This window comes from uncultured Gordonia sp. (assembly GCF_937858515.1).
GTDB lineage: Bacteria > Actinomycetota > Actinomycetes > Mycobacteriales > Mycobacteriaceae > Gordonia.
Map to the genome: position 1 here is coordinate 1 of NZ_CALLZT010000125.1, position 23899 is coordinate 23899.

The 23899-nt window shown below is 65.6% G+C and carries 20 protein-coding genes; 8 read left to right on the plus strand and 12 right to left on the minus strand.

Going from position 1 to position 23899, the window contains the following annotated elements; translation table 11 throughout:
• Positions 1 to 1168: glycerol-3-phosphate dehydrogenase/oxidase (locus Q0627_RS11320; RefSeq protein WP_298809891.1), on the minus strand; the 1168-nt coding region annotated here is incomplete at its 3' end.
• Positions 1169 to 1421: 253 nt separating this feature from the next.
• Here Q0627_RS11320 and glpK point away from each other — a divergent pair.
• Positions 1422 to 2909 (plus strand): glycerol kinase GlpK, encoded by a 1488-nt coding sequence (gene glpK / locus Q0627_RS11325; protein ID WP_298810033.1) that lies wholly within the window; start codon positions 1422 to 1424, stop codon positions 2907 to 2909.
• A gap of 261 nt (positions 2910 to 3170) precedes the next feature.
• On the opposite strand, the gene Q0627_RS11330 is transcribed toward glpK, so the two are convergent.
• The gene (locus Q0627_RS11330; RefSeq protein ID WP_298809895.1) at positions 3171 to 3539 is read right to left on the minus strand and encodes a helix-turn-helix domain-containing protein; all 369 of its coding nucleotides are present in this window, start codon (positions 3537 to 3539) and stop codon (positions 3171 to 3173) included.
• Positions 3540 to 3580: 41 nt separating this feature from the next.
• On the opposite strand from Q0627_RS11330, the gene Q0627_RS11335 reads away from it, so the two are divergent.
• From Q0627_RS11335 to Q0627_RS11345, 3 genes are all read left to right on the plus strand, one after another.
• Complete coding sequence (locus Q0627_RS11335) at positions 3581 to 7072, plus strand: helicase-related protein (protein WP_298809898.1); 3492 nt, start codon at positions 3581 to 3583, stop codon at positions 7070 to 7072.
• 176 nt (positions 7073 to 7248) lie between these two features.
• Positions 7249 to 8496: an ATP-binding protein gene (locus Q0627_RS11340; protein ID WP_298809901.1), complete on the plus strand. Its 1248-nt coding sequence runs from the start codon at positions 7249 to 7251 to the stop codon at positions 8494 to 8496.
• A gap of 281 nt (positions 8497 to 8777) precedes the next feature.
• On the plus strand, positions 8778 to 9002 hold the full coding sequence (locus Q0627_RS11345) for a hypothetical protein (RefSeq protein ID WP_291020144.1): 225 nt from the start codon (positions 8778 to 8780) through the stop codon (positions 9000 to 9002).
• Positions 9003 to 9024: 22 nt separating this feature from the next.
• Here the strand turns inward: Q0627_RS11345 and Q0627_RS11350 are convergent, their stop codons facing one another.
• Positions 9025 to 9369, minus strand: coding sequence for a hypothetical protein (locus Q0627_RS11350; RefSeq protein WP_291020142.1), 345 nt, complete (start codon positions 9367 to 9369; stop codon positions 9025 to 9027).
• Between the two features lie 77 nt (positions 9370 to 9446).
• The gene (locus Q0627_RS11355; protein WP_298809906.1) at positions 9447 to 9899 is read right to left on the minus strand and encodes a hypothetical protein; all 453 of its coding nucleotides are present in this window, start codon (positions 9897 to 9899) and stop codon (positions 9447 to 9449) included.
• A gap of 129 nt (positions 9900 to 10028) precedes the next feature.
• Here Q0627_RS11355 and Q0627_RS11360 point away from each other — a divergent pair, with 129 nt between their 5' ends.
• Positions 10029 to 12803, plus strand: a complete 2775-nt coding sequence (locus Q0627_RS11360) for a DUF1156 domain-containing protein (protein WP_298809909.1) — start codon at positions 10029 to 10031, stop codon at positions 12801 to 12803.
• A 123-nt stretch (positions 12804 to 12926) separates the two neighbouring features.
• On the opposite strand, the gene Q0627_RS11365 is transcribed toward Q0627_RS11360, so the two are convergent.
• The 3 genes from Q0627_RS11365 to Q0627_RS11375 are packed head-to-tail and all read right to left on the minus strand — an operon-like array spanning position 12927 to position 14144.
• Positions 12927 to 13478 (minus strand): hypothetical protein, encoded by a 552-nt coding sequence (locus tag Q0627_RS11365; protein WP_298809911.1) that lies wholly within the window; start codon positions 13476 to 13478, stop codon positions 12927 to 12929.
• A 40-nt stretch (positions 13479 to 13518) separates the two neighbouring features.
• Complete coding sequence (locus tag Q0627_RS11370; RefSeq protein ID WP_298809915.1) at positions 13519 to 13896, minus strand: type II toxin-antitoxin system VapC family toxin; 378 nt, start codon at positions 13894 to 13896, stop codon at positions 13519 to 13521.
• A complete protein-coding gene (locus tag Q0627_RS11375) occupies positions 13896 to 14144 on the minus strand; it encodes an AbrB/MazE/SpoVT family DNA-binding domain-containing protein (RefSeq protein ID WP_298809917.1) in 249 nt (82 codons plus the stop codon). The genes Q0627_RS11370 and Q0627_RS11375 overlap by 1 nt, the downstream gene beginning before the upstream one ends.
• A gap of 157 nt (positions 14145 to 14301) precedes the next feature.
• Here Q0627_RS11375 and Q0627_RS11380 point away from each other — a divergent pair, with 157 nt between their 5' ends.
• Positions 14302 to 14937: a hypothetical protein gene (locus Q0627_RS11380; RefSeq protein WP_298809920.1), complete on the plus strand. Its 636-nt coding sequence runs from the start codon at positions 14302 to 14304 to the stop codon at positions 14935 to 14937.
• A 121-nt stretch (positions 14938 to 15058) separates the two neighbouring features.
• Positions 15059 to 18418 (plus strand): DUF499 domain-containing protein, encoded by a 3360-nt coding sequence (locus Q0627_RS11385; RefSeq protein ID WP_298809926.1) that lies wholly within the window; start codon positions 15059 to 15061, stop codon positions 18416 to 18418.
• A gap of 70 nt (positions 18419 to 18488) precedes the next feature.
• On the opposite strand, the gene Q0627_RS11390 is transcribed toward Q0627_RS11385, so the two are convergent.
• The 3 genes from Q0627_RS11390 to Q0627_RS11400 form a co-directional block, all read right to left on the minus strand.
• Positions 18489 to 18917, minus strand: a complete 429-nt coding sequence (locus Q0627_RS11390; RefSeq protein ID WP_298809931.1) for a hypothetical protein — start codon at positions 18915 to 18917, stop codon at positions 18489 to 18491.
• A 79-nt stretch (positions 18918 to 18996) separates the two neighbouring features.
• Positions 18997 to 20400, minus strand: coding sequence for an NAD(P)H-quinone dehydrogenase (locus Q0627_RS11395; protein WP_298809933.1), 1404 nt, complete (start codon positions 20398 to 20400; stop codon positions 18997 to 18999).
• Between the two features lie 147 nt (positions 20401 to 20547).
• Positions 20548 to 21300 (minus strand): DNA alkylation repair protein, encoded by a 753-nt coding sequence (locus Q0627_RS11400; protein WP_298809936.1) that lies wholly within the window; start codon positions 21298 to 21300, stop codon positions 20548 to 20550.
• Positions 21301 to 21481: 181 nt separating this feature from the next.
• Between Q0627_RS11400 and Q0627_RS11405 the strand changes: the two genes are divergently transcribed.
• Positions 21482 to 21958 carry a gamma-glutamylcyclotransferase gene (locus Q0627_RS11405; RefSeq protein ID WP_298809939.1) on the plus strand — a complete coding sequence of 159 codons (477 nt, stop codon included), beginning with the start codon at positions 21482 to 21484 and terminating at the stop codon, positions 21956 to 21958.
• Between the two features lie 2 nt (positions 21959 to 21960).
• Here Q0627_RS11405 and Q0627_RS11410 read toward each other — a convergent pair whose 3' ends face one another.
• Positions 21961 to 23142, minus strand: coding sequence for an amidohydrolase (locus tag Q0627_RS11410; RefSeq protein ID WP_298809941.1), 1182 nt, complete (start codon positions 23140 to 23142; stop codon positions 21961 to 21963).
• Positions 23139 to 23834 (minus strand): enoyl-CoA hydratase/isomerase family protein, encoded by a 696-nt coding sequence (locus Q0627_RS11415; protein WP_298809944.1) that lies wholly within the window; start codon positions 23832 to 23834, stop codon positions 23139 to 23141. Before Q0627_RS11415 ends, Q0627_RS11410 begins: the two co-directional genes overlap by 4 nt.
• Positions 23835 to 23899: the final 65 nt, after the last annotated feature.

Here is a 23899-nt window from a genome sequence, read left to right on the forward strand (position 1 = left end):
CCGCCATCACCCGATAGGTGGTGTACTTGCCGCCGGCGATCGACACCAGCCCGGGGGTGACCACCGCGACCGCGTGTTCGCGCGACAGCGTCGACGTGTCGTCGTCCTCGCCGGCCAGCAGGGGCCGCAGACCGGCATACACACCTTCGATGTCGTCGTGGGTGAGTTGGGCGACGAGCACCTCGTTGACGCGTTCGAGGATGTAGTCAATGTCGGCGCGGGTGGCGGCCGGGTGCGCGAGGTCGAGGTTCCAGTCGGTGTCGGTGGTGCCGATGATCCAGTGCGTTTCCCATGGGATCACGAACAGCACCGAGTTGACGGTGCGCAGGATGATCGCCGTCTCGCTGACGATGCGGTCGCGGGGCACCACGATGTGCACGCCCTTGGAGGCACGGACCTTGAAATGGCCTCGCTGTTTGCTGAGCGCCTGCACCTCGTCGGTCCACACACCGGCCGCGTTGATCACGCAGTGCCCACGTACCTCGGCGGTCTCGCCGGTGTCGGTGTCACGCACCCGCACCCCGAGCACCCGGTCGGATTCTTTGAGGAACCCGACCACCTGCGTCGACGTGCGGACGACCGCGCCGTAGTGGGCGGCGGTACGGGCGACGGTGAGACTGTGCCGGGCGTCGTCGACGACGGTGTCGTAGTAGCGGATCCCGCCGATGAGAGAGCTGCGTTTGAGTGCGGGCGCCACCCGCAGCGCCCCGGATCGGGTGACATGCTTTTGTCCCGGAACGGATTTGGAGCCACCCATCCGGTCGTACAGGAAGATTCCGGCGCCGATGTAGGGACGTTCCCACACCCGGCCGGTGAGCGGGAACAGGAATGGCAGTGGCTTGACCAGATGTGGTGCGAGCGTGCTCAGCGACAGTTCACGTTCCCGCAAAGCCTCACGGACCAAACCGAATTCGAGCTGTTCCAGGTATCGCAATCCCCCGTGGAACATTTTCGACGACCGGCTCGACGTTCCGGAGGCGATGTCGCGGGCCTCCACCAACGCCACCCGCAGCCCACGGGTGGCGGCGTCGAGTGCGGCACCCACACCCACCACACCACCACCGACCACGACGATGTCGAACTGCTCGGACCCCAACCGGCGCCACGCCTCGTCGCGGTACAGCGGTCCCATATCGGCGGGGCGGTCCGGATTGAACTCCTCACTCATGATTGCCGAGCCTAATCGAACCCGGCACCCGCCACAGCACGGGACACCACGGCCCCGGTAGCCGCGACCCCAAACGCACCCGACACCCGGCAAGACGTACAACACCGCGCTCCAGCAGCCACCAACCCCAAACACACCCGACACCCGGCAAGACGTACAACACCGCGGTCCGGCAGCCGCCGAGCCCAAACGGACCCGATGTCCGACGGGGCGTGTAAAACTGTGCGGCGTGGGTAGCCAAGCGGACACGTATGTGATGGCCATCGATCAGGGGACGACGTCCACCCGGGCGATGGTCTTCGACCGATCGGGTGCGGTGATCAGCCGTGAACAGCTCGAACACCGGCAGATCTTCCCAAAGGCCGGGTGGGTGGAACACGATGCCGCCGAGATCTGGGTCAACACCCGCCGGGTGGCGGCCGCCGCGCTGGCCTCGGCCGACCTTCGCGCCGACCACATCGTCGCGTGTGGGCTGACCAATCAGCGCGAGACCACCCTGCTGTGGGACCGGAACACCGGCGAACCGGTGCACAACGCGATCGTCTGGCAAGACACCCGCACCGGCGCCCTGTGTGAGCGGCTCGCCGGCGACGCGGGCGTCGACCGCTACAAGGATCGCACCGGACTGCCGCTGTCCACCTACTTCTCCGGCCCCAAGATCGCCTGGCTGCTCGAGGAGTATCCGGAGCTCGCCGCCCGCGCCGAATCGGGCGAATTGTGTTTCGGCACAATGGATTCGTGGCTCGCCTGGAATCTGACCGGCGGCCCGGACGGCGGTCAGCACATCACCGACGTCACCAATGCCTCACGCACCATGCTGATGGATATCCGTACGCTGCAATGGGATCCGGAGATCTGCGCCGACTTCGGCATCCCGATGTCGTTGCTGCCGGAGATCCGCAGCTCATCGCAGGAATACGGCCCGATGCGCGACAAAGGCCCCCTGCCCGACGTCCCGCTCGCGGGGATCCTGGGCGATCAGCAGGCCGCCATGTTCGGGCAAGCGTGCCTGTCCCCCGGCGAAGCCAAGAACACTTATGGCACAGGCAATTTCCTGCTCATGAACACCGGCGTGGTGCCGGTGTTCAGCCTGCACGGCCTGCTCACCACCGTCTGCTATCAGATCGGCGACGACGACGCCCGCTACGCCCTCGAAGGATCGATCGCCGTCACCGGATCACTCGTACAGTGGCTCCGCGACAATCTCGGCCTGTTCTCCGACGCCGCCGACGTCGAGAAACTCGCCGCATCCGTCGACGACAACGGCGGAGCCTACTTCGTACCCGCGTTCTCCGGACTCTTCGCACCGCGCTGGCGACCCGACGCCCGCGGGGTGATCGTCGGCCTGACCCGGTACGTCAACAAGGGCCACCTGGCCCGGGCTGCGTTGGAGGCCAGCGCTTTTCAGACCCGCGAGGTCATCGAGGCGATGCAGGCCGATTCCGGCGTCACCCTGTCGACACTCAAGGTGGACGGCGGAATGGTGGTGAACGATCTGCTGATGCAGTTCCAGTCCGACATCCTCGACGTCCCCGTCGTGCGCCCTGTCGTCAACGAGACCACCGCCCTCGGCGCCGCCTACGCCGCCGGCCTGGCCGTCGGCTACTGGGACAGCCAGGACGATATCCGCGCCAACTGGGCCGAGGGCAAACGCTGGCACCCCGACATGCCCACCACCCAACGCGAAGACCTCTACGCCGGCTGGAACCGAGCCGTAGAACACAGCTTCAATCTCGCCTGACTACCTTGATCCCAAAGCAACCGACCTCCTCAACCCCCGAACCCGAAGCAACCACCTTCTCAACCCCCGAACCCGAAGCAACCACCTTCTCGACAACCAAACCCGAAGCAACCACCTTCTCAACAACCAAACCCGAAGCAACCAACCTTCTTGATCCCTGAGGCCGAAGCGAGGAACGAGCGAGGGTCACGAAGGGTCCGGCGACCATCCACACCTGACGCAACCACCTCAAAACCCGAGTACCACACCCCGATACACCAGTCAGCGTTCGGCTTCCTGCTCCGACAACAACCGCTCCAACTCCGCCTCGACCACCGACACGGCCTTGTTCGACGCCTGCTCCGGCGACCGTCGCTGCACGGGCCGGTCGATATCGGGCAGCAACCACGCAGGCGGCACGGAGAGAGCGAGCGCGAGCCGGTAGATCGTCGACAACTGCGGGTCGGCGATGTACGGATCACGGTTGGAATGATTGCGTTCGAGGTTGGACACCTGGTTGCGGTGCATCCCCGACCGATTGGCCACTTCTTCCTGGGACAGACCCCGGTGGCCACGGATGAATGAGAGCCGGCGCGCGACGGAATCTCCGTAGGTCCCCCAGTCGAGGGATCCACGTTCTCGGGCAGGCACCCAACCAATTTGTCGGACACACAACGTATTGTCAGCACATCATGATGTGTGCACCACTGACGATGGCCGACCTCAAGCCGCAGATCCGGCTGCGGGGCCGCTGGCCCGAACCCGTCACCGTCGTCGCAGTGGTACCACTCGGCCCCGACGCGTCTACGGTGATCCTGCGCCGCACCGACGGGACGATCAGCGAGGAAATGTTCTTCGCAGGCGACCTCGACGGTATCGAGATCGTCTCCGACGACGCCGCGGGCTGGACGTTCACCGCCGACCCCCGCGAGTTCAAACTCGCCACCGAGGCTCTGCGCATCCGGATGGCCGGGCTACACGATCCGATGCTCGCCGTCGGTACCAGCGACATCTCGCCGCTGCCGCACCAGATCCGGGCCGTCTATGGCGAACTGCTCCCCCGCACGCCGCTGCGCTTCCTGCTCGCCGACGACCCCGGCGCCGGTAAGACGGTCATGGCCGGACTCTACGCCAAGGAACTGATGCTGCGCGGCGACCTGACGCGAATGCTGATCGTCGCACCGGGCGGTCTGGTGGAGCAGTGGCAGGACGAGTTGGACTCCAAGTTCGGGATATCGGCCACCATCCTGACCCGCGAGCTGATCAACGCGAGCCTGGGAGGTGATCCGTTCCCCGCCCATCCGCTGCTGATCGCGAGGATGGATCAGCTCGCCCGCGACGAAGAGCTGAAGGAGATTCTCAGCCGCAGCGAATGGGATCTCGTCGTGGTCGACGAGGCGCATCGCATGTCGGCCAACTGGTGGGGCGGCGAGTTACGCAAGACCTCGCGCTACGAGCTCGGCGAGCTGCTGGGTTCGATCAGCCGGCATCTGCTGCTGATGACGGCGACCCCGCATTCGGGTATCGAGACGAGTTTCCAGGCGTTCCTGGCCTTGCTCGACCCGGACCGATTCGAGGGCGAGGCACGCGGCGAGACCACATCCACCGACACCACCGGCCTCATGCGCCGGATGGTGAAGGAGGAACTGCTGACCTTCGACGGTAAGCCGTTGTTCCCCGAACGGATCGCCGAGACCGTTCCGTACGAACTGTCCCAGGCCGAACTCGAGCTGTACGAGGCGGTGACCGGCTACGTCCGAAACGAGATGAATCGGGTTGATTCACACGGTGACTCGCCGCAACGACGAACAGTCGGGTTCGCGCTGACCGTCCTGCAACGACGCCTGGCATCAAGCACCCACGCGATTCTGCGAAGTCTGCAACGACGCCGCGACCGCTTGGCCACCAAACGTGCCGACATGGCCGCGGGCCGGTACACCGATCCGGGCAGGGTTCCCCGGCCGGAGGATTTCGACGATCCCGACGAGTTCAGCGCCGAGGAATACGAACGTGTCGAGGAAGAGGTGGTGGACGCGGCCACCGCAGCCCGTACGGTCGCCGAACTCGACGCCGAGATCGCGATCCTCGACGACCTGGTGGAATTGGCGACGCGCGTCCGCGACAGCGGCAACGACCGCAAGTGGGCGGAGCTGCGGTCACTGCTCATCGACCGTTCACTGTTGCGCGACGACGACGGAAATCCCCGCAAGCTGATCATCTTCTCCGAGCACCGCGACACCCTCGACTATCTGACCCGACAGGTGCGCAATGTCATCGGCTCCGACGACGCCGTGCTCACCATCCACGGCGGCACCCGCCGCACCGACCGGGTGGCCGTCCGCGAACAGTTCACCCAGGAGCCGCACCGGCAGGTGCTGATCGCCACCGACGCCGCCGGTGAGGGCCTGAATCTGCAGGCCGCGCACCTGATGATCAACTACGACCTGCCGTGGAATCCGAACCGGCTCGAGCAGCGGTTCGGCCGGATTCACCGGATCGGTCAAGAGAAGGTGTGCCGGTTATGGAATCTGGTGGCCGACCAGACCCGCGAGGGACAGGTGTATCAGCGCCTGCTGGTCAAGATGGAGCAGCAACGAAAGGCCTACGGCGGCAGACTGTTCGACGTCCTCGGTGACGCGTTCAGCGAAACCCCGTTGCGCACACTGCTGATGGAGGCGATCCGGTACGGCGACGACCCGGCCCGGATCGCGGAGATCGAGCGGGTCGTCGACGCCCAGGTGGCCGACGGCTGCACCGAACTCGTGGAGGGACGCGCCCTGGCCAGGGAAACGCTGGGACCGCTCGAACTGGACCGGCTGCGCCGAGCGATGGACGATGCGACGGCACGCAGGTTACAGCCGCACTACATCGAGAAGTTCTTCGTCGACGCGTTCGGCGCGCTGGGCGGACGGGTGAAGCCCCGCGAGAAGGATCGCTATCAGATCTCGAATGTTCCTGGTGCACTTCGGCATCGACCGGTACGACGCGAACACGCGGGCCGCCCGGTGGTCACCTCGTACGAGCGGGTCACATTCGAGCCCGCCGCGGTGTCGGGATCCAAACGCGCCGAGTTGCTCGCCCCCGGCCATCCGCTGCTGGACACCCTGCTCGACGTCACCATCGAGCGCGGCCAGCGGGCACTGAGTGACGGTGCGGTGCTGTTCGATCCGACCGATCCGGGGACGGTGCCCTCGGTGATCGTCGCGATGACCGGCGAGATCGTCGACGGCCACGGCATCACCGTCAGCAAGCGCTTCGCGTTTGTCTCGGTGACTGCCGGCGCCGACGACGAACCGGTGCTCGCCGATGCCGGTTCGGCGCCGCACCTGGATCTCACGACCCTCCCCGACAGCGCCGGGTCGCTCGCCGAACAGGCCCGCACGCAGGTGTCCGCCAACGCACACGTCGCGGCGATGACCTGGGCCGCGGGCGTCGCACAGCCCGAGCACCTCCGCGAAGTCCGGGAACGACTGTTGCCGACCATCGAGAAGACCAGGTCCGCGGTGAAGTCCCGGCTGGTGTCCCAGATCAACTACCTCGACGGTGAAGCCGCGCGCCTGCGTGAGGCTATCGCAGCCGGCAAGGCCGGAAAGCGGTTGCGGCACAGTCCCGACCGGCTGCAGAACCAGGCCCGCGACCTGCAGGCCCGCCACGAAGCCCGCATGGCCGACCTCGCCAAGGACGCCGCACTCACCGCCCGCCCACCGACGCTGACCGCCGTGATGCTCGTGATCCCCGCCGGCCTGATCGGTGGTGCGGTGGCCAAGCACGCCAAGGACACAACGATCACCGAGGCCCGCGCGGTCGCCGCCGTACTGGCCGCCGAACGTGCCCTCGGCCGCGAGCCGGAGGAGATGCCGCACAACAACAAGGGCTACGACATCCGCTCGGTTCCCCTACCCGACGCCGACGGCGTCCGCGGCCCGACGGTGTTCATCGAGGTCAAGGGCCGCATCGAGGGCGCCGACTCCTTCTTCGTCACCTACAACGAGATCCTGCACGGCCGCAACACCGGCACCCGCCATCGCCTCGCCCTGGTCTCGGTCAGCGATGCCGGCCCCGACCACGACGACATCCGCTACCTCACCGACCATTTCAGCGGCTTCGACATCGGCGGCACCGACGTCTCCGGCATCGAACTCGACTGGCGCAAATCCTGGGCCAAGGGCAAGCCCCCACACTGATCACAACTGGCCGGCTCCGCTCGCCGACGCTGTACGAATCCATCATCCAGATACTGCGTATCCACCAGCAAAATGGTGCGAATCCACCACTTCAGTACTGCAAATCCACCACAGAAATGGTGCGAATCCACCACCTCAGCGCCGCACCACAGCCGCCATGATGCTACTTTAGCCAGGTGAACGGGCATATCGACCGACACGTGACGCCGCGCATCTACGAAGCGCTGGATGACACGAGGATCGTCGCACTCCAAGGATCGCGACAAGTCGGCAAGACCACTCTCGTGCAGGAAATCGTCGCGGCACGCGGCGGTCGCCTGGTCACCTTCGATGACGAGACCACACTGAACCTGGCACGGGCCGATCCGATAGGTTTCCTGCAGCACGACGAGCCCCTCCTCGCGATAGACGAGATTCAGCTCGCACCCGAGATGGTGTCGGCGTTGAAGTACGTGGTGGACCGCGATCAACGACCCGGTCGCTTCCTCGTCACCGGCTCGGCCGATCTGCTGAGACTGCCCGCAGCGAAAGACAGCCTCGCAGGCCGGGTCGAGAGCATCGAGTTGCACGGGTTCAGCCAGGGTGAGCTCGCAGGACATCGCGAGACGTTCGTTGATCGGCTATTCGCGGGCGAACGATTCACCGGTCACACAAGCACTCTGACGCGTTCTGACTACTTGGAACGAGCCGTGTCGGGTGGTTATCCAGAAGCGCTGTCCCGTCCGCCGGGACGCCGCCGGGCAGCCTGGATGGACAACTACCTGAACAGCATCGTGAAACGCGACGCCCGCGAGATCAGCAGCCTGCAACGTATCGATGAACTGCCCCGACTCCTTGGTGTGCTCGCCGCTCGCAACAGCGAAGAACTCAATCTCTCCGACGTGTCGAAGGAATCCGAGATTCCCACGACGTCCCTGAACCGCATGCTCGATCTGCTCGAGACGATATATCTGATCCAACGGATACCTGCCTGGTCGACGAACCTCACCAAACGAGCCGTGTCCCGCCCCAAAGCATCCCTCCTCGATACCGGTCTCGCGGCCCGACTCCTCAACCTTTCGGCGGCAGGAGCCGGACCGGACAAGTACGGCGAGGTCGCCGGCCACCTGTTGGAGGGGTTCGTCACCGCGGAGATACGCCGCCAACAGGCGTGGGCCGAGGAAACTTTCCGGATGAGCCACTTCCGCGACCGCGCCGCGGGTGAAGTCGACGTGATCCTCGAAACCCCGGACGGCCGCGTAGCAGGAATCGAAGTCAAGTCGAGCTCACGACTGAGCGGTCACGACGCAAAGTGGCTGGGTCAGCTGCGCGACAAACTCGGCAAGAGATTCGTCACCGGCCTCGTCCTCCACACCGGCGGAACAGGCATCCCGGTCGGCGACCGGATCGCAGCAGTTCCGCTGGACACCATCTGGACGGCCTGATGGCCCACGACCATTCCTACCAACCCAGCTGTCCCGTCCCTCGAGTTCGTACTGGCGCAGTGGCGGCATTCTTCATCGGCATCTGCGGCACCGTATTCGGCGAGCCAGGACGCGACATCTGATCCCTGAGGAGCGGCCGGTGAGCTTGCGAGCCGGACGCGTCACGAAGGGTCCGGTGACATACGTCGAGTAGTTGACGCCGCCGTCACACTCTCTGATATCCACCGCACGGCGTACCGTGAGAAGGCGTAGTGTCAACGATCACGCGACAGGAGGATGGGATGCGTAAGCCCAGCGCGCGGCCGGAGCCGGTCGTTCGCGTCGGCGACTATCCCCAGCTCCGGACGATCTCCTGGCAACTCCGAGACGACACCGAGGTCAGCGAACCGGAAGCGTTGCGCCTCTATGAACGCAACTGGCGATTCGTCGGACCGATGGACGAACGAGAAGCGGCGTTCGTCCAGCACCTGGCCGACACCTACAGCGCTGGGAGGCTGCTTGTTTGAGGCGCCCACGGACTTCGCCGTGCTATGCGACTCGTGTGCCGGCCGGTCTGCGCCGGACAACGCTGTCGTCTTCGGCAACCAAGGTCAGTGCGACGGACGCATCGGCGGCGGCGAGCCGGTCGAACACATCGAGCGCCCGCTGCTGTTGCTCACCGACGGTAGGGGCATCGACGGTCACGTGCGGGTGTTCGCCCGCCTCACCGCCGATCGTGATCCAGAAGCCGACGCTGTCGCAGTAGTAGCCGCGGGAATTCCGGAACTCACGCCAAGTGCCACCGACCCCAAACGCCTTCTCCATCAAGGCAACCAGCTCGCCGTCGCCGACCACACCGACGTACAGCAGGTCGTAACGACTGCCGTCAGACATCATCGATCACCACTCTCCGTACGTTGTGTCGTAGCCCTCGCCAATGACCCGAGCATACGTTAGGCACGCATCACCGATCAGGCCGGATACAGGTCGTCCATCGCGTCAGGATCGATCAGCGACCTGCGTGCATTGACAAACACACGCGAAGCTTGCGCCCCGTGGAGCCTACGACGAAACCCCTCGACGCTGGCGCCAATACTGGTCTTGACCTCAGCGAATTCGCCGTCTACCACCAGGTCCGGGGTCGGTTCCCCTGACTTGCGCCGAACTACATGAGTGACATTTCGACCCTCGGACACAAGCAGCTCAGCGATAACCCGCTCATTGTCATCAAGCACTCCGACCCGATCGTCGAGATGCGCAGGTAGCGAGTTCCCGTCCCGATAGTCATGTAGCTGACGAGCCAAGGTCAGCACGTCGGCGAGGGTGACCGAGTCATCCCGAATACGGCGGCGCATCGCGGCATCCAGCAGTCGTTCCAGCCCGCGCTCACCTGAGTCGAGCGATCGACCAGACTCTCCCCGCACGAATCCCCCTCCACTACATATCCGGCGCGCTGACACTACCGGCCACCTACGACATCCAACCGGTGAGTTGTGCACACAACTTGTTGTGCAATAGTCTGCAACGTTCTGGTCTCAAGCGAGAGGGCTGCCATGCCGAGCGGTGCACAACATGTTGGTAAGAGAAAGCTGATCGAGGTCAGTCTGCCGTTGGAGACCATCAACGCCGAGTCGGCGCGGGAGAAGTCGATCCGGCACGGACATCCGTCGACGCTGCACCTGTGGTGGGCGCGACGCCCCCTCGCCGCCGCCCGGGCGGTGCTGTTCGCGCAGCTTGTCGACGATCCGTCGTCGCGGCCCGACCTGTATCCCAGCGAGGAGGACCAGACCCTCGCCCGCAAGAAGCTCCACGCCCTGATCGAACGACTCGTCGTGTGGGAGAACTCCAACGACGAGACGCTGCTGCGGGAAGCGCACGAAAAGATCCTCGAATCGACCGGCGGCAACCCACCGCCCATCCTCGACCCGTTCGCCGGCGGCGGCACCATTCCCCTTGAGGCCCAACGCCTCGGCCTCGAAGCCCACGCCTCGGATCTGAATCCCGTTGCGGTACTGATCAACAAGGCACTCATCGAGATCCCGCCCAAGTTTGCCGGACAGCGTCCCGTTTTCCCAGGCGCGGCCGAGGAATCCATCCAGACCTGGCCCCGCACAACGGGACTCGCCGAGGACGTCCGGCGCTACGGCCAGTGGATGCGCGACGAAGCCGAAAAGCGCATCGGGCACCTGTATCCCAAAGCCACCCTCCCCGACGGCACCAAGGCGACCGTCATCGCGTGGATCTGGGCGCGGACCGTCACGTGCCCCAACCCCGCTTGCGGCATCGCCATGCCACTCGTCCGATCGTGGTGGCTCGGCAAGAAGAAGGGCAAGGAAGCGTACGTCGTGCCCGTCATCGACGGCAAGACCGTCCGCTTCGAGATCGGTCACGACCTGAAAGCCGCACCCACCAAGGAAACCGACGGAACCGTCGGGCGGACGGGGGCGACGTGTGTGCGGTGTGATTCGTCAGTTGCACTGGAGTATGTCCGTTCCGAGAGTCGCGCCGGCCGCATGGGATCAACCCTCATGGCCACAGTCGCGGAAGGTACCCGGCAGCGAATCTATCTCCCTCCCAGCTCCGAGCAGTCGGACGCCGCCATCGTCCCCCTTCCCGACAACGTCCCACCCGGCGAACTGTTTGACTGGCCCGGACGTATCAACGTTGTCCGATACGGACTGACCACCTTCGCCTCCCTCTTCACCCCACGCCAGCTCACCGCCCTCACCACCTTCAGCGACCTCGTCGGCGAGGCCCGCGACAAAGCCCTCCACGACGCCCTCGCCGCCGGCCTACCCACCGGCGACCGCCTCGACAACGGCGGCGTCGGAGCCGAAGCCTACGCAGATGCGGTCGCAACATACCTGGGGTTCGCTATCAGTCGCACCACGAACAAGTCCTCCACGATCTGTAGCTGGGATTCGTCTCCGAAGATGGAGGCAGTCCGGAGTGTCTTTGCACGACAGGCACTCCCGATGTCTTGGGACTACGCAGAGGCTAGCCCTTGGGGTGGTTCCGGCGGTGATTTCGTAGAAGATTTGTCATGGGTAAGCAAAGCACTTTCGCGTGTACCTGCTTTCATTGACGGACGCGGAATGCAGTCGGATGCGTCGAAGAGTGTCAGCGAGACGAGCATCATCTCAACCGACCCGCCCTACTACGACAACATCGGATACTCGGACCTGTCGGACTTCTTCTACGTGTGGCTCCGCCGCTCCCTACGGGACGTGCACCCGAGCATCCTGTCGACGATGCTGGTCCCGAAAGACGAAGAGTTGGTGGCGAACCCGTACCGCCACAACGGCAAGGCCGGTGCGCAGGAGTTCTTCGAGGACGGCTTCCGGGAGGTGTTCCGCCGCGCACGAGAGACCGCACTCTCCGACTATCCGATCACGGTCTACTATGCCTTCAAGCAGCAGGAGTCGGCGACGGGTGGCGAATCGTCGACCGGTTGGGAAACGTTGTTGGAGGGGATGATCCGGTCGGGTTGGTCGATCACCGCGACGTGGCCGATGCGTTCGGAACTGGGTAACCGGATGCTGTCGCAGGGCACCAACGCCCTCGCCTCCTCCATTGTCCTGGCCTGCCGCCCCCGCCCCGAATCGGCCCCACGCACCGACCGCCGCGGCTTCCTCGCCGCCCTCAAGTCGGAACTTCCGTCGAAACTGCGTGAACTGCAACAGGGTTCGATAGCCCCGGTGGATCTCCCACAGGCCGCGATCGGCCCGGGAATGGCGGTGTTCTCCCGCTACAGCGCGGTCCTGGAGGACGACGGTTCGACAATGACGGTCCGCACGGCCCTGCAGCGGATCAATGCGATTCTCGATGAGGTGCTGACGGAGTTGGAGAACGATTTCGACCGGGAGACGCGGTTCGCGTTGACGTGGTTCCGCCAGAACGGTTTTGACACCGGGAAGTTCGGCGACGCGGAGTCGATCGCGAACGCACGCGGGGTGTCACTCGACGGTCTGGAACGCGCGGGCATCCTGACCAAGGGCGGCGGCAAGGTGGCGCTGATCGCGCCGTCGGATATGCCGGCCGACTACGATCCGGCCACCGACGAGTCGATCAGCCAGTGGGAGGTGGTGATGCACGTGACCCGCGTGCTGGCCTCCGACGGTGTCCCGGCCGCGGCGTCGTTGCTGGGCCGGGTGCCCCGCGGCGTCGACTGGGATCTGTGCAAGGAACTGGCCCACCTGCTGTTCAAGCTGGCCGAGGACAAGAAGAAGACGAAACTGGCCGTCGACTTCAATAGCCTGGGTGCCGCCTGGAACGACATCGCCCGCCAGGCCCCCACCTCCTCCTGGCAACCCACCCTCACCGACTGACGCACATCGCCCGCGTGATGCGGTAGCGTGCCTGGTGTAGCCCGCCTATCGCGGTAGGTGTGGAAGTGAGCCACGGGATTACTCGCCGGATGACGAGGCCCGTGGCTCGCGGTCTATCTGCCGTCAGATGACCCGGACCGCCACAACCTGGCCCAAAGTCTTGAGGTAGTCGGCCGCTCCACAGCGATCGGCGACAACCGCACCACAGATGATGTCCGCCGCCCACAGCACTGGCTCCAGCCGACCCACGATGTGCTTGATTTGCAACGTCGAGGCGATCACCCGCCGGGCACGCGGTTTCTGCAACAGATCCAGATCACTCGCATCCTGTTTGCTTCGTGATTCGAGGGTGACGGTCGAACACGGCAGATCCGCAAGCTGAGGAAGCAAGTGCTCCAAACGCTTACGGCGCTGGCGCCGATCCGTCGCGCCGACTTCGACATGCACAACTGCGAGACCCATGATCGGCAGCGCCGCAACGGCATCGATGAGGTCGCGCCGACGAAGCTCGCTGCTACCGTGCCAATGCACTTTCGGCTCGGTAGCCCGGAGGGCAGCCATGGTGGCGCGGACAGCACTCACATCGGTGTCATCACAGAGCGCCGCACCCATCAAGTACGCGCCGCCGTCGCGATCAGGTCGCGATCCGCTCTCGTCGCCCCACGCCGTCAACATGACTCACCCTCGTACGGTCTGAGTTGCCCCACGAGACAACTCATCGGATCAGTGCGATGTCGATAGGTAGGTCCAGCTCCGCCCAGGCGCGGTCGGAGGTGAGCACTGTTGCCGGGCGGTGCCGCATACCGAGGACAAGACAGCACCGGTCACCCAACGACAGTGCTGTGCCGCCGTCGAGCTGACGGAGTGCCGCTACTACCACCGCGTCGTCGGCCTGCACCGGGGCAACCTGTAGGCCGGCGGCCCGCAGTCGTTCCTCTATGCCGACGATGTCGCCTCCCCAATCACCGACCTTCCCGAGCACCTCGGCGAGATTTGCCGCCGATATCAGCGCGCCCGGTATGGCGTCGGCAACCGTGTCAGCGCCGGGTTCGTCATTGAGAAACGCCAGTACGGCCGACGCATCCAGGATCATCACCGTTTGTCGGCTTCCGCCTCCGCGATACGGTCGGCGAGCAGTTCCTCAACCAGCGACTTGCCGCGCGTCGCCGGAGTCATAATTCCGCGCAGCTCGCGCAGTGCGTCCACCGGCCGTTCCAGGACTATCCGCCTACCGACGCGCTGAACGTGTAGGACGTCTCCCTCTCCGAGGCCAAGTTCCGTACGCAGTTCAGCCGGGACCACGAGCCGCCCTTGCTTCCCCAAAGTCACAGTGACACTCATGAGAGAATAATGCCACGATTAACCAAGAGATGCCACATACACCCTCACAATCACACGTCAATGCTCGCCTGACTGTGCGATCAGTCCCGGAAACCGGGATCAGCAGCAACCTCAGACGAAAATGGAACCGAACGCCTCGCCGGTGCGTCTGATCCCCATGGATCTGAACGAGTTCATCATCAGGCACGACGGGGTACTGAGCGCGCGGCAAGCACGGTTGCACCTGAATACGTCGGCGATCGGGCGGCGGCTGTCGTCAGGCAAGTGGACAGCGGTCACCCCGGGGGTCTACCTCGTGGCCGGGCATCACCGGTCGGCGCGGGCACAGGCCCGGATCGCCGCACTGTCCGTCGGGGATCACGCAGTGCTCGGCGGAGCGGCCGCAGTCTGGTGGCTCGGCATCACCGACGATCCGCCGAGCAGGCATCTCGTGTACTCGGCAGCACACGGACGGCATGCTCGCGCGTCGTCGACAGCACATGTGCGGCAACGGAACCTGCAACCCTGCGATATCACGGTCGTCGACGGGTTGCGGGTGACCTCGCGCGAGATGTCGGTGCTCGATGCCGCGCTCACTCTCGGCATCTGCGTTATCGACGCGGCACTGCTGCGTGGCTTCGTCACCCTGTCCAGCCTCGAAGCAACACATGAGCGGTATCCGGGGCGGCGCGGGATCGCGGGCATCAATCGGTTCCTGACCCTGCTGCGGTCCGGATCGAGGTCGGAGGCCGAGCGCGTTGTCGTGAGGCTGTTCCGTATCGTCACCGTCCGCCACCAGCTCGCGGCCGCCTGACTGTGCGATCAGACCCGGAAACCGAGATTACGTACACACTCACCCGGCGACCGCGCATGTCGGTGGCGCGGGATACAGTCGGAACTCACAACATGTTGTGCACACGAACGTGAGGCGAGTTATGGCACTGAGCAACCGGGACCGTATCGGCAAGGCGATGGAACTGCTCGGACCTGCGCTCAACCGGTTCCTCACCACGGCGATCGACCCCGAGTTGCAGACCGGCACCTGGCTGGAACTCTTGCGTATCAAGGACCAGTCCAAGGGGGCGGCGTCGAACAAGATCTACACCGCCGACGACCCGGCCAACGGGCTGCGGATGATCACCGAGAACGTGACCGGAACCGTTCGCAAGGGCTGGTATCCGCTCAATGGGATGCTGTCGCGGGTCCAGGAGAGTTACGCCTCCGAGCTACGGGATGCACGAAACCGCCAGGCGCACATGGAAAGTTTCGACAACGACGACGCACAGCGCATCCTCGACACCGCCGAACGACTACTCAAGGCGATCAACGCGCCCGCCGAGGCCGAGCAGGTCCGCAAGCTGCGCGTCGATCTGCGTCGGGTGGCCGCCGACCGTGAGGACACCAAGGCGGCCCGCCAACTCGATCTCGCGTCGGTGGCCGCCGACAATCTGCCGCCGTGGCGCGAGATCCTCAGCCCGCACCCCGATGTCGCGAGCGACAACTTCAACGCCGCCGAGTTCGCCGCCGACCTCTATACCGTCGCCCAGGGCAAGGAGGCCGGCGAGTACTCCGATCCCGTGCAGTTCTTCGAGCGCACATATCTGACGCACGGCCTGCGCGACCTCATCGACCGCAATGTGCGGCGCCTGGCCGGCGACATGAATGCCTCACCCGTGGTCAACCTGCAAACCAATTTCGGTGGCGGCAAAACGCATTCGATGCTCGCGCTGTGGCATCTCGCATCCGGGCTGGGCAGCATCGAATACCCCGACGACGTCGCCGATCTCGCAAAACCGCTGGATGCGCTGCCCAACGGGGTGCGCCGGGTCGCGCTCGTCGGCAATCAGATGGAGCCCGCCAAGACCGACACCACCGACGGGCGGCCTGGAATCCGCACCATCTGGGGAGAATTGGCGTGGCAGCTCGGCGGCCAGGAGGCCTACGAGATCGTCGCCGATGCCGACCGTGCCTCCACCAATCCCGGTGCGTCCCTGCGGGAACTGTTCGCCCTGTATTCCCCCGCCGTGATCCTCATCGACGAATGGGTGGCGTACGCAAGGCAATTGGTGAATTCGAGCGGGCTGCCCGCCGGCGACTTCGACACCCAGTTCACCTTCGCCCAGACGCTAACCGAAGCGGCCAAGGCCACCAAGGGAATTCAGGTGGTCATCTCCATCCCTGCGTCGTACGACAACCGGCCGGACAGCGACGCAGCCGGTGACGACATCAACGACGAAGAGGTAGGCGGCGAGCATGGGCGCCAAGCGCTCACCCGGCTCAAGTCGATCGTCGGCCGCACCGCCGACCATTGGCTGCCCGCCAACCCGCAGGAGAGCTTCGAGATCGTAAGGCGCCGCATCTTTGCCGCGCCCGACGGTGCGACGCTGGCCAAGATCAGTTCGATCGCCAAGAGCCTCGTCGAGTACTACCGCAGGCATAGCACCGAATTCCCCAGCGAGGCACTCGAACCCGCCTACATCGACCGCATCAAGGCGTCGTATCCGATCCATCCCGAACTGTTCGACCGGCTGTACGAGGATTGGTCGACGCTGCACCGTTTCCAGCGGACCCGCGGCGTGCTGCGGATGATGAACCGCATAGTCGGCACCCTGTGGCGTAGCGAGGACGCCGGGCCGCTGATCATGCCGGGTTCGGTTCCGCTGGATCGGGATTCGGTGACCACCGAGATCACTCAGTATCTGGAGGACAATTTCCGGTCGGTGCTCACCCAGGATGTCGCGGGCGAGGAATCCACCCCGTTCGCCATCGACAAGGAAAGCGAACTGTACGGCAAACGCCGCACCACCCAGCGCCTTGCCCGGTCCGTCTTCATGGGCGCCACCCCCACCCTGCACACCGCACACAAGGGCGTCGACAAGCCGCGAATCTTTCTGGGCACCGCCATTCCCGGCGACGTTCCGGGCAACTTCCATTCCGCGCTCGATCACCTCGCCAACCGCGCCACCTACCTGTACACCGATGCCGGCCGCTATTGGTATGACACGCAGGCAAATACGACCCGCGCCGCCCGCGACCACGCCGCCAACCTCCCCGATGCCGACGTGTGGGCCGAGGTCGCCGAGCGGTTGCAGGCCGCACGCCAGAAGTCACGGGACAGGAGTTTCGTGGGAGTTCATGTCTGCCCCGACGGAACGTCCGACGTCCCCGACGAGGCCGCGACACGCCTGGTGATCGCGCCGCTCAAGTTCACCCACACCGCACGCTCCACGTCGTCGAAGGCGCTGGGGTGGGCCAAGGACCTGCTCGAACACCGGGGTGCGGCCAACCGGGGCTACCGCAACAGTCTCATCGTGCTGGCCGCCGACGACAAGCGCGCCCGCGAGCTCGACGAAGCCGTCCGTGAATTCCTCGCGTGGCGCTACGTTCACCAGAACGCCGACACCCTCGGCCTCGGTGGCCAGCAGACCAGACAGGCCCTGACCCGGATGCAACGCCACGACACCGTCGTCGCCGATCGCCTTCTGGAGACGTACATCTGGGCGATCCTGCCCACACAGGCGCCCGACGCGCCCACCTACACACTCGACACCCTCAACACCGGCGGCACCACCGACGACCTCGTCGCCCGCACCGGCACCAAGATCTCCGACAACAGTCAGCTCGCCACCACCAGGTCGTCGATGCTTATCGGGATGGACCTGTCCGGCCCCATCGCGCCGGTATGGGCATCGGGGCATGTGAGCGTCGGCGACCTGTACAACCTGTACGCCACCTACCCGTATCTCACACGGCTGCGCGACAAGACCGCCCTGACCGACGGGCTGCTGTCGGTGTACAACGACACCTCCTGGAGCGTCAACGGCTTCGCGTTCGCCTACGGCTGGGACGACACCGAGCACGAGTACATCGACCTGCACCTGCCCACCGACGCCGCGACTCCGCAGCTCACCGACTCCACCCTCATCGTCAAACCCGATCTGGCACAGGCACAACGCGAACGCGAAGCCGCCCGCTACGGCCCCGGTGACGACCCCGTCGACGTACCCGGCCCCATCAAGAACACACGCAAACCGGCGGACCCTACCCAGCCCAAGCCAATGGTGACCCGCTACTGGGGCGCTATGACACTGAATCCCGACTTCCCGGCCAAGGACTTCTCCACCGTCCAGCAGGAGATCCTGCACCACCTCGCGGCCACACCGGGCTCCTCTGTAGAGGTCCGCATCGAGATCAGCGCCACCGCACCGTCGGGCTTCGACGAGGCCTGCCAACGAACGGTCCGCGAGAACGGCAACACCCTCGGCTTCGACGAATCCGACTTCGACATCGGCTGACGTCCACAACGTCGCCCAGACACACCGTCGACTATGCGCTCGATCCCGGTTTCCGGGATCAACCGCACAGTCAGGCGGGAACATACTCCGACAACGCTGCCCTCACCGCCTCGTGGCCGATCGCTGCTGCGGCTTCGTAGACGACGTCGGTGAACGCTTCCCGGGACAGGCCGGGGACGGTCGCGCGCAGGAGGCAGTCGAGGGCGCGGGCCCGGCGGAAGGCGGCGAGCTGGCCCGCGGGGTCGTCGTTCTGACGGCAGGTGTGGGCGGTGAACTCGGCGCGGATGCGGGCGGCGTCGAGTTCGATGCGCAGGCCTGTTGGTAGTGCACCGTGGGTTCGCCACTGCGCCAGCGTGTCCCGCACCTCGGCAAGACTGTCGACGCCGGTGCCGTCGACGACCGCCACGATCAGCAGGTTGGTGCAGGCCGCCACGTCACCCTTGTCCAGCGCGTCGACGAGCCCGGTCATCCGGCTTCCGAGATGATCGATTCTACTCACAGTTCCTCCCCGAACTGACAGTTTCACACTTTGAAGTAGGGTGCGGAACTGCCAGTCTAGTGAGGGACGGCGGGTCCAGTCAGTCCAGATCGTCGTGGCGGACCAGCTGGCGGGCGGCTTCGGTGATGGACCCCGACAGCGACGGGTACACCGAGAACGTCTGCGCCAGATCACTCACGGTGAGCTTGTTCTGTACGGCGAGAGCGATCGGCAGGATCAACTCGGATGCGTTGGGGGCCACCGTGACTCCGCCGATGACCACGCCGGTGGCCGGGCGGCAGAAGATCTTGACGAAGCCGCGGCGCAGCCCGCTCATCTTGGCGCGCGGGTTGGTGGCCAGCGGCAGCATCACGGTTCGGGCAGGGTACTCGCCGGCGTCGATCGCCTTCTGCGACACCCCGACACTCGCGATCTCCGGACGCGTAAAGATCGCCGACGCAACGGTTTTCAGTTTGATGGGACTCACACCCTCACCGAGCGCGTGGTACATTGCGATGCGGCCCTGCATGGCGGCCACCGACGCGAGCGGGAAGAGCCCGGTGCAGTCGCCGGCCGCGTACACGCCCGGCACCGACGTGCGCGAGACCCGGTCGACGGTGATGTAGCCACCGCGATCGGTTTCCACACCGGCCTCGTCCAGCCCGAGCGTCTGTGTGTTGGGCACCGAACCGACCGTCATCAGCACATGCGAGCCCACCACCTGCTGACCGTCGGCCAGATACACAGTGACCGAATCACCTTCGTGGACAACCCTATCCGCACGGCCATGCTTGATAAGGTCGACGCCGCGTTCGGCGAGGACGTCTTCGAGGACCAGCGCGGCGTCCTCGTCCTCATGCGGCAGCACCCTGTCGCGGCTGGACACCAGCGTCACCTTGACGCCCAATTCCGTATAAGCGTGCACGAATTCGGCTCCGGTCACACCCGAGCCGATGACGATCAGATGTTCGGGGAGCTCATCGAGGTCGTACAGCTGACGCCAGGTGAGGATCCGCTCACCGTCGGGCTGGGCGTCGGGCAGAATCCTGGGCGAGGCTCCGGTCGCAATCAAAATCACTTCGCCGGAATAGGTTTCGGTTGTTCCGTCGGCCAGCGTCGCGACGACGTTGTGCGAACGCACCCCGGTCTGTGTCGGTTCGAGCCGCGCCGACCCCGACACCAGCCGGACACCCTCGCTGATCAGCCGGGACCTGATGTCGGCGGACTGGGCGAAGGCCAGGTCACGCACCCGCTGATGGATCTGCGACAGCGCCACCGTCGTGTGGTCGGTCTCCAGGCTGATACCGAGGTCCGCGGCCCGGCGGATCTCGGTGCGGATACCGGTCGAGGCGATGAACGTCTTGGACGGGACACAATCCCACAGCACACAGGCGCCGCCGATGCCGTCGGAATCGATCACGGTGATGTCGGCGCCGTACGCCGCCGCGGCCAGCGCCGCCTCGTAGCCGGCCGGTCCCCCACCGATGATCACGATATTGGTCACGTCGTCACTCCTGTTCTGGCCGACAGCATTTCTCACCAGGACAGCGCAGACGCGGTCCGGGCCGGGCTGAGCGTCGGCCGGGCTCCGGGTACCAACTTAGTGGTCGGCACCGGGTGTCCGCGACCGAAACGGCCCGCTCAACACTCCTTACTTCAGCGAACGGTAGTGCCGGCGTCGTTCAACGGTCAGGTGCTCGACGGCATAGCCGAGCATTGTGCGTGGCATCCGGGCCGCGTACTCGTCGAGAAAGCCGATCAGGAAATCACGATCGACACGCTTGCCCACCTCGCGCAGCATCCAGCCGGTCGCCTTCTGTAACAGGTCATCCGGGTAGTCGAGGTAGATCGGGGCGAGTTCAAGAGTCGTCGACGCATCGCCCCGATTGATGAACTCCTGCGTGGCGATGATGGCGATCCGCCGCAGCCACAGATCATTCGGTCCGCCGCCGGTGCTACGCGCGAGTTCGAACAGCAGACCACGCGGACGGTCATACAGCAATCCGCCGAGGATCGGACCCGCGGACGTATCGACGATGTCCCAGTTGTTGATACGTCCTCGATACGCCGCATCCAGGTACCAGCCGCTGATGGCCTCCCGCTCGCCGGTACCACGGCGAAAGCGTTCGGTCGCACCGATCACCGCACACAGCCGATGTTCGTGAAAGGGGGAGTCGATCAGCCTCGTGAGTTCGGTGAGCGGCAGATTCCGGAACGATCGCAGCACCTTACGCTGGTCCGGAACGGTGACGCCGACGAACAGGTCACCCTCCCCGTACTCGCCGGGCCCCGTCTTGAAGAAGCGGGCGCTGCTTGCCGCGCGTTCGGGTGAGGCGATCCGGGACAGCGCGTCCATGACGGCCTGCGCGGTCTGTTCGGGAGCCTGCACCGTCGATGGGGACACAGCCACGACTGTAGATCGTCCCGCAAACCGAACAGGGGCATACGGCCCGGATCACAGTCCTTATCCGACACGTATCCGGCACGGGCCACTAGGATTGGTCGGCGGACCATCGTTGCGTGGTCCGAGGCAGGACGAGGAGCCGGACCCTGGGTGTCGTCAGGGCGCGGGCGGAGAGGACGACGTGCCGACTTACGCGGCGTATGGGTCGAATATGCACCCCGAGCAGATGGCCGAACGGGCACCACATTCGCCCATGTCGGGGACGGGCTGGCTCAACGGCTGGCGGCTCACCTTCGCCGGCGGCGACATCGGCTGGGAGGGTGCCCTCGCGACGGTTGCCGAGGACCGGGACAATCCGGACGCGCGGGTGTTCGTCGTGCTCTACGACGTGACCGGAGAGGACGAGGAGACCCTCGACCGCTGGGAGGGTTCCGAACTCGGGATCCACCGCAAGGTCCGGGCCCGCATCGACACCACCGACGGACCGGTCCTGGCATGGCTGTACGTCATGGACGCCTTCGAGGGCGGCCTGCCGTCGGCGCGGTATCTCGGCGTGATGGCCGAGGCGGCGGAGATCGCGGGAGCTCCCGCCGACTACGTCCAGAACCTACGGCTGCGCGAATCACGCAACGTGGGTCCCGGTTCCGGCGAACTCTAGGTTCACACCCCCAGGACGACGCCCGCGAGCGCCCGCACCCCGACGTCGAGCGCGCGCTCGTCGATGCGGAAGTTGGGGCTGTGCAGGTCGACCTGCGGGCCGAGTCCGTCCCACACCCCGAGACGGCCCATCGCGCCGGGCACGTGTTCGAGGTACCAGGAAAAGTCCTCGCCACCGGGAGACTGCGGGGTGTCGGCGACGGCGTTCGGGCCCACAGCACTGACCGCCGTCGACAACATGGCGATGGCCACCTCGTCGTTGACGACCGGCGGCACACCCCGGAAGTAGTTGAGGTCGTACTGCACCCCGAGCGGGGCGACCAGTTCGCCGATGATGCTGCGCACCAACGGTTCCAGTTCCACCCAGATCTCACGCTCCCCGGTACGGACGGTGCCGCGCAGACGGCCCTCCTGCGGAATGGCGTTCGGAGCGCTGCCCGAATGCACCGAACCCCACGCCATCACGGTCCCCGACCGCGGATCCACCCGCCGCGACAGCACGCCGGGCAGCCCGGTGATGACGGTCCCGATGGCGTAGATCAGGTCGGCGGTCAGGTGCGGCCGCGACGTGTGCCCGCCCTTGGAGTGGAAGGTGATGTCGACGTGGTCGGCGGCCGAGGTCAGCGCTCCGGCCCGCAGACCCACCGACCCGACGGGCAGCCGCGGATCGCAGTGCAGGGCGAAGATCCGGCTCACCCCCGCCAGCACGCCGGCATCGATCGCGTCGAGCGCACCGCCCGGCATCACCTCTTCGGCAGCCTGGAAGATCAGCCGCACACCGACCGGCAGGTCGTCGACACCGGCCAGCAACGCGCCGGTGGCCAGCAGGATCGCCGTGTGGGCGTCGTGACCGCACGCATGGGATACGGCGTCGATAGTGGAACTGAACGGCAGACCGGTGTGTTCGGTGATCGGCAGCGCATCCATGTCGGCACGCAACGCGATCCGGGTGTCGGACTCCGGCCCCAGATCGCATACCGCGCCGGTCCCGAGCGGCAGCCGCCGTGGACTGAGCCCGAGCGCGGTCAGTTCGGCCATCACCAGATCCGTGGTGGCCACCTCCTGCCGCGACAATTCGGGGTGCGCGTGAATCTGCCGCCGCCAGGCAACCAGCTTCTCGCGATTGGCGGCGAGCCAGCCGTCGATCACCGATGAGCTACGCGACGAGCCGGATGGTCCGGTCACAACACTGTCGCCGGGGTGACCACGGCCAGGTCGGCGAGCAGCGGTGCGCGCAGACCCTTCTTGATCACCCCGATGTTGGGTCCGGCGATGTGCTGCCGCTCGGCGGCCACCGCCCGCGCCCGCTCAAGCAGCTGATCCACGGGCACGGCTTCGCCGACGATTCCGGCCGCGGCCGCATCGTGTGCTCCGTACCGGCGGCTAGTCAGCATCGCCTCGGTGGCGGCGGCGTCGCTGAGCCGCGTACGTACCAGCGCGGCCATGCCCCGCGTGAACGGCATCGACAACGCGGCCTCGGGCAGCGACCAGAATCCGCGGTCATCGCGCATGACGCTGTAGTCGGCGCACAGCGCGAGCATCGCCCCGGCACCGAAGGCATGGCCGTTGATCGCCGCGACGGTGTGCACCGGCAGCGTAAGCACCTTGGTGTACAGGGCGTGCACAGTGTCGAGGTAGGCCGGCAGCTGCGCATAGTTGGCGGCGACGTAGTCGGTGTCCAGGCCGTTGGTGAAGAACTTGCCGGTCGCGGTGATCACCAGGCCCTTCGCGTTTGCGGCGGCCTCGTCGAGCAGACCGGTCACGGTCTCGATCCAGTCGAGCCCGAACCGGTTCTCGGGGTTGTCCGGGTCGAGTTCGGCGCCCTCGGTACCCAGGTAGAGCTCGTAGATGTCGCCGTCGGCGTTCAGAAATGGCATGCACAGACAATATCGCCCGGCACGCGCCGTGCCCGTGCGACTCCCGCCCGAACGTGAAGTTGCAC

What these genes read in the sequence shown, in the direction of transcription:
- Q0627_RS11335 (WP_298809898.1), top strand. Translation starts at nt 3,581, where the DNA reads ATGATGTGTGCACCACTGACGATGGCCGACCTCAAGCCGCAGATCCGG.
- Q0627_RS11345 (WP_291020144.1), top strand. Translation starts at nt 8,778, where the DNA reads ATGCGTAAGCCCAGCGCGCGGCCGGAGCCGGTCGTTCGCGTCGGCGAC.
- Q0627_RS11350 (WP_291020142.1), bottom strand. Translation starts at nt 9,369, where the DNA reads ATGTCTGACGGCAGTCGTTACGACCTGCTGTACGTCGGTGTGGTCGGC.
- Q0627_RS11360 (WP_298809909.1), top strand. Translation starts at nt 10,029, where the DNA reads ATGCCGAGCGGTGCACAACATGTTGGTAAGAGAAAGCTGATCGAGGTC.
- Q0627_RS11365 (WP_298809911.1), bottom strand. Translation starts at nt 13,478, where the DNA reads ATGTTGACGGCGTGGGGCGACGAGAGCGGATCGCGACCTGATCGCGAC.
- Q0627_RS11370 (WP_298809915.1), bottom strand. Translation starts at nt 13,896, where the DNA reads ATGATCCTGGATGCGTCGGCCGTACTGGCGTTTCTCAATGACGAACCC.
- Q0627_RS11375 (WP_298809917.1), bottom strand. Translation starts at nt 14,144, where the DNA reads ATGAGTGTCACTGTGACTTTGGGGAAGCAAGGGCGGCTCGTGGTCCCG.
- Q0627_RS11380 (WP_298809920.1), top strand. Translation starts at nt 14,302, where the DNA reads ATGGATCTGAACGAGTTCATCATCAGGCACGACGGGGTACTGAGCGCG.
- Q0627_RS11385 (WP_298809926.1), top strand. Translation starts at nt 15,059, where the DNA reads ATGGCACTGAGCAACCGGGACCGTATCGGCAAGGCGATGGAACTGCTC.
- Q0627_RS11415 (WP_298809944.1), bottom strand. Translation starts at nt 23,834, where the DNA reads ATGCCATTTCTGAACGCCGACGGCGACATCTACGAGCTCTACCTGGGT.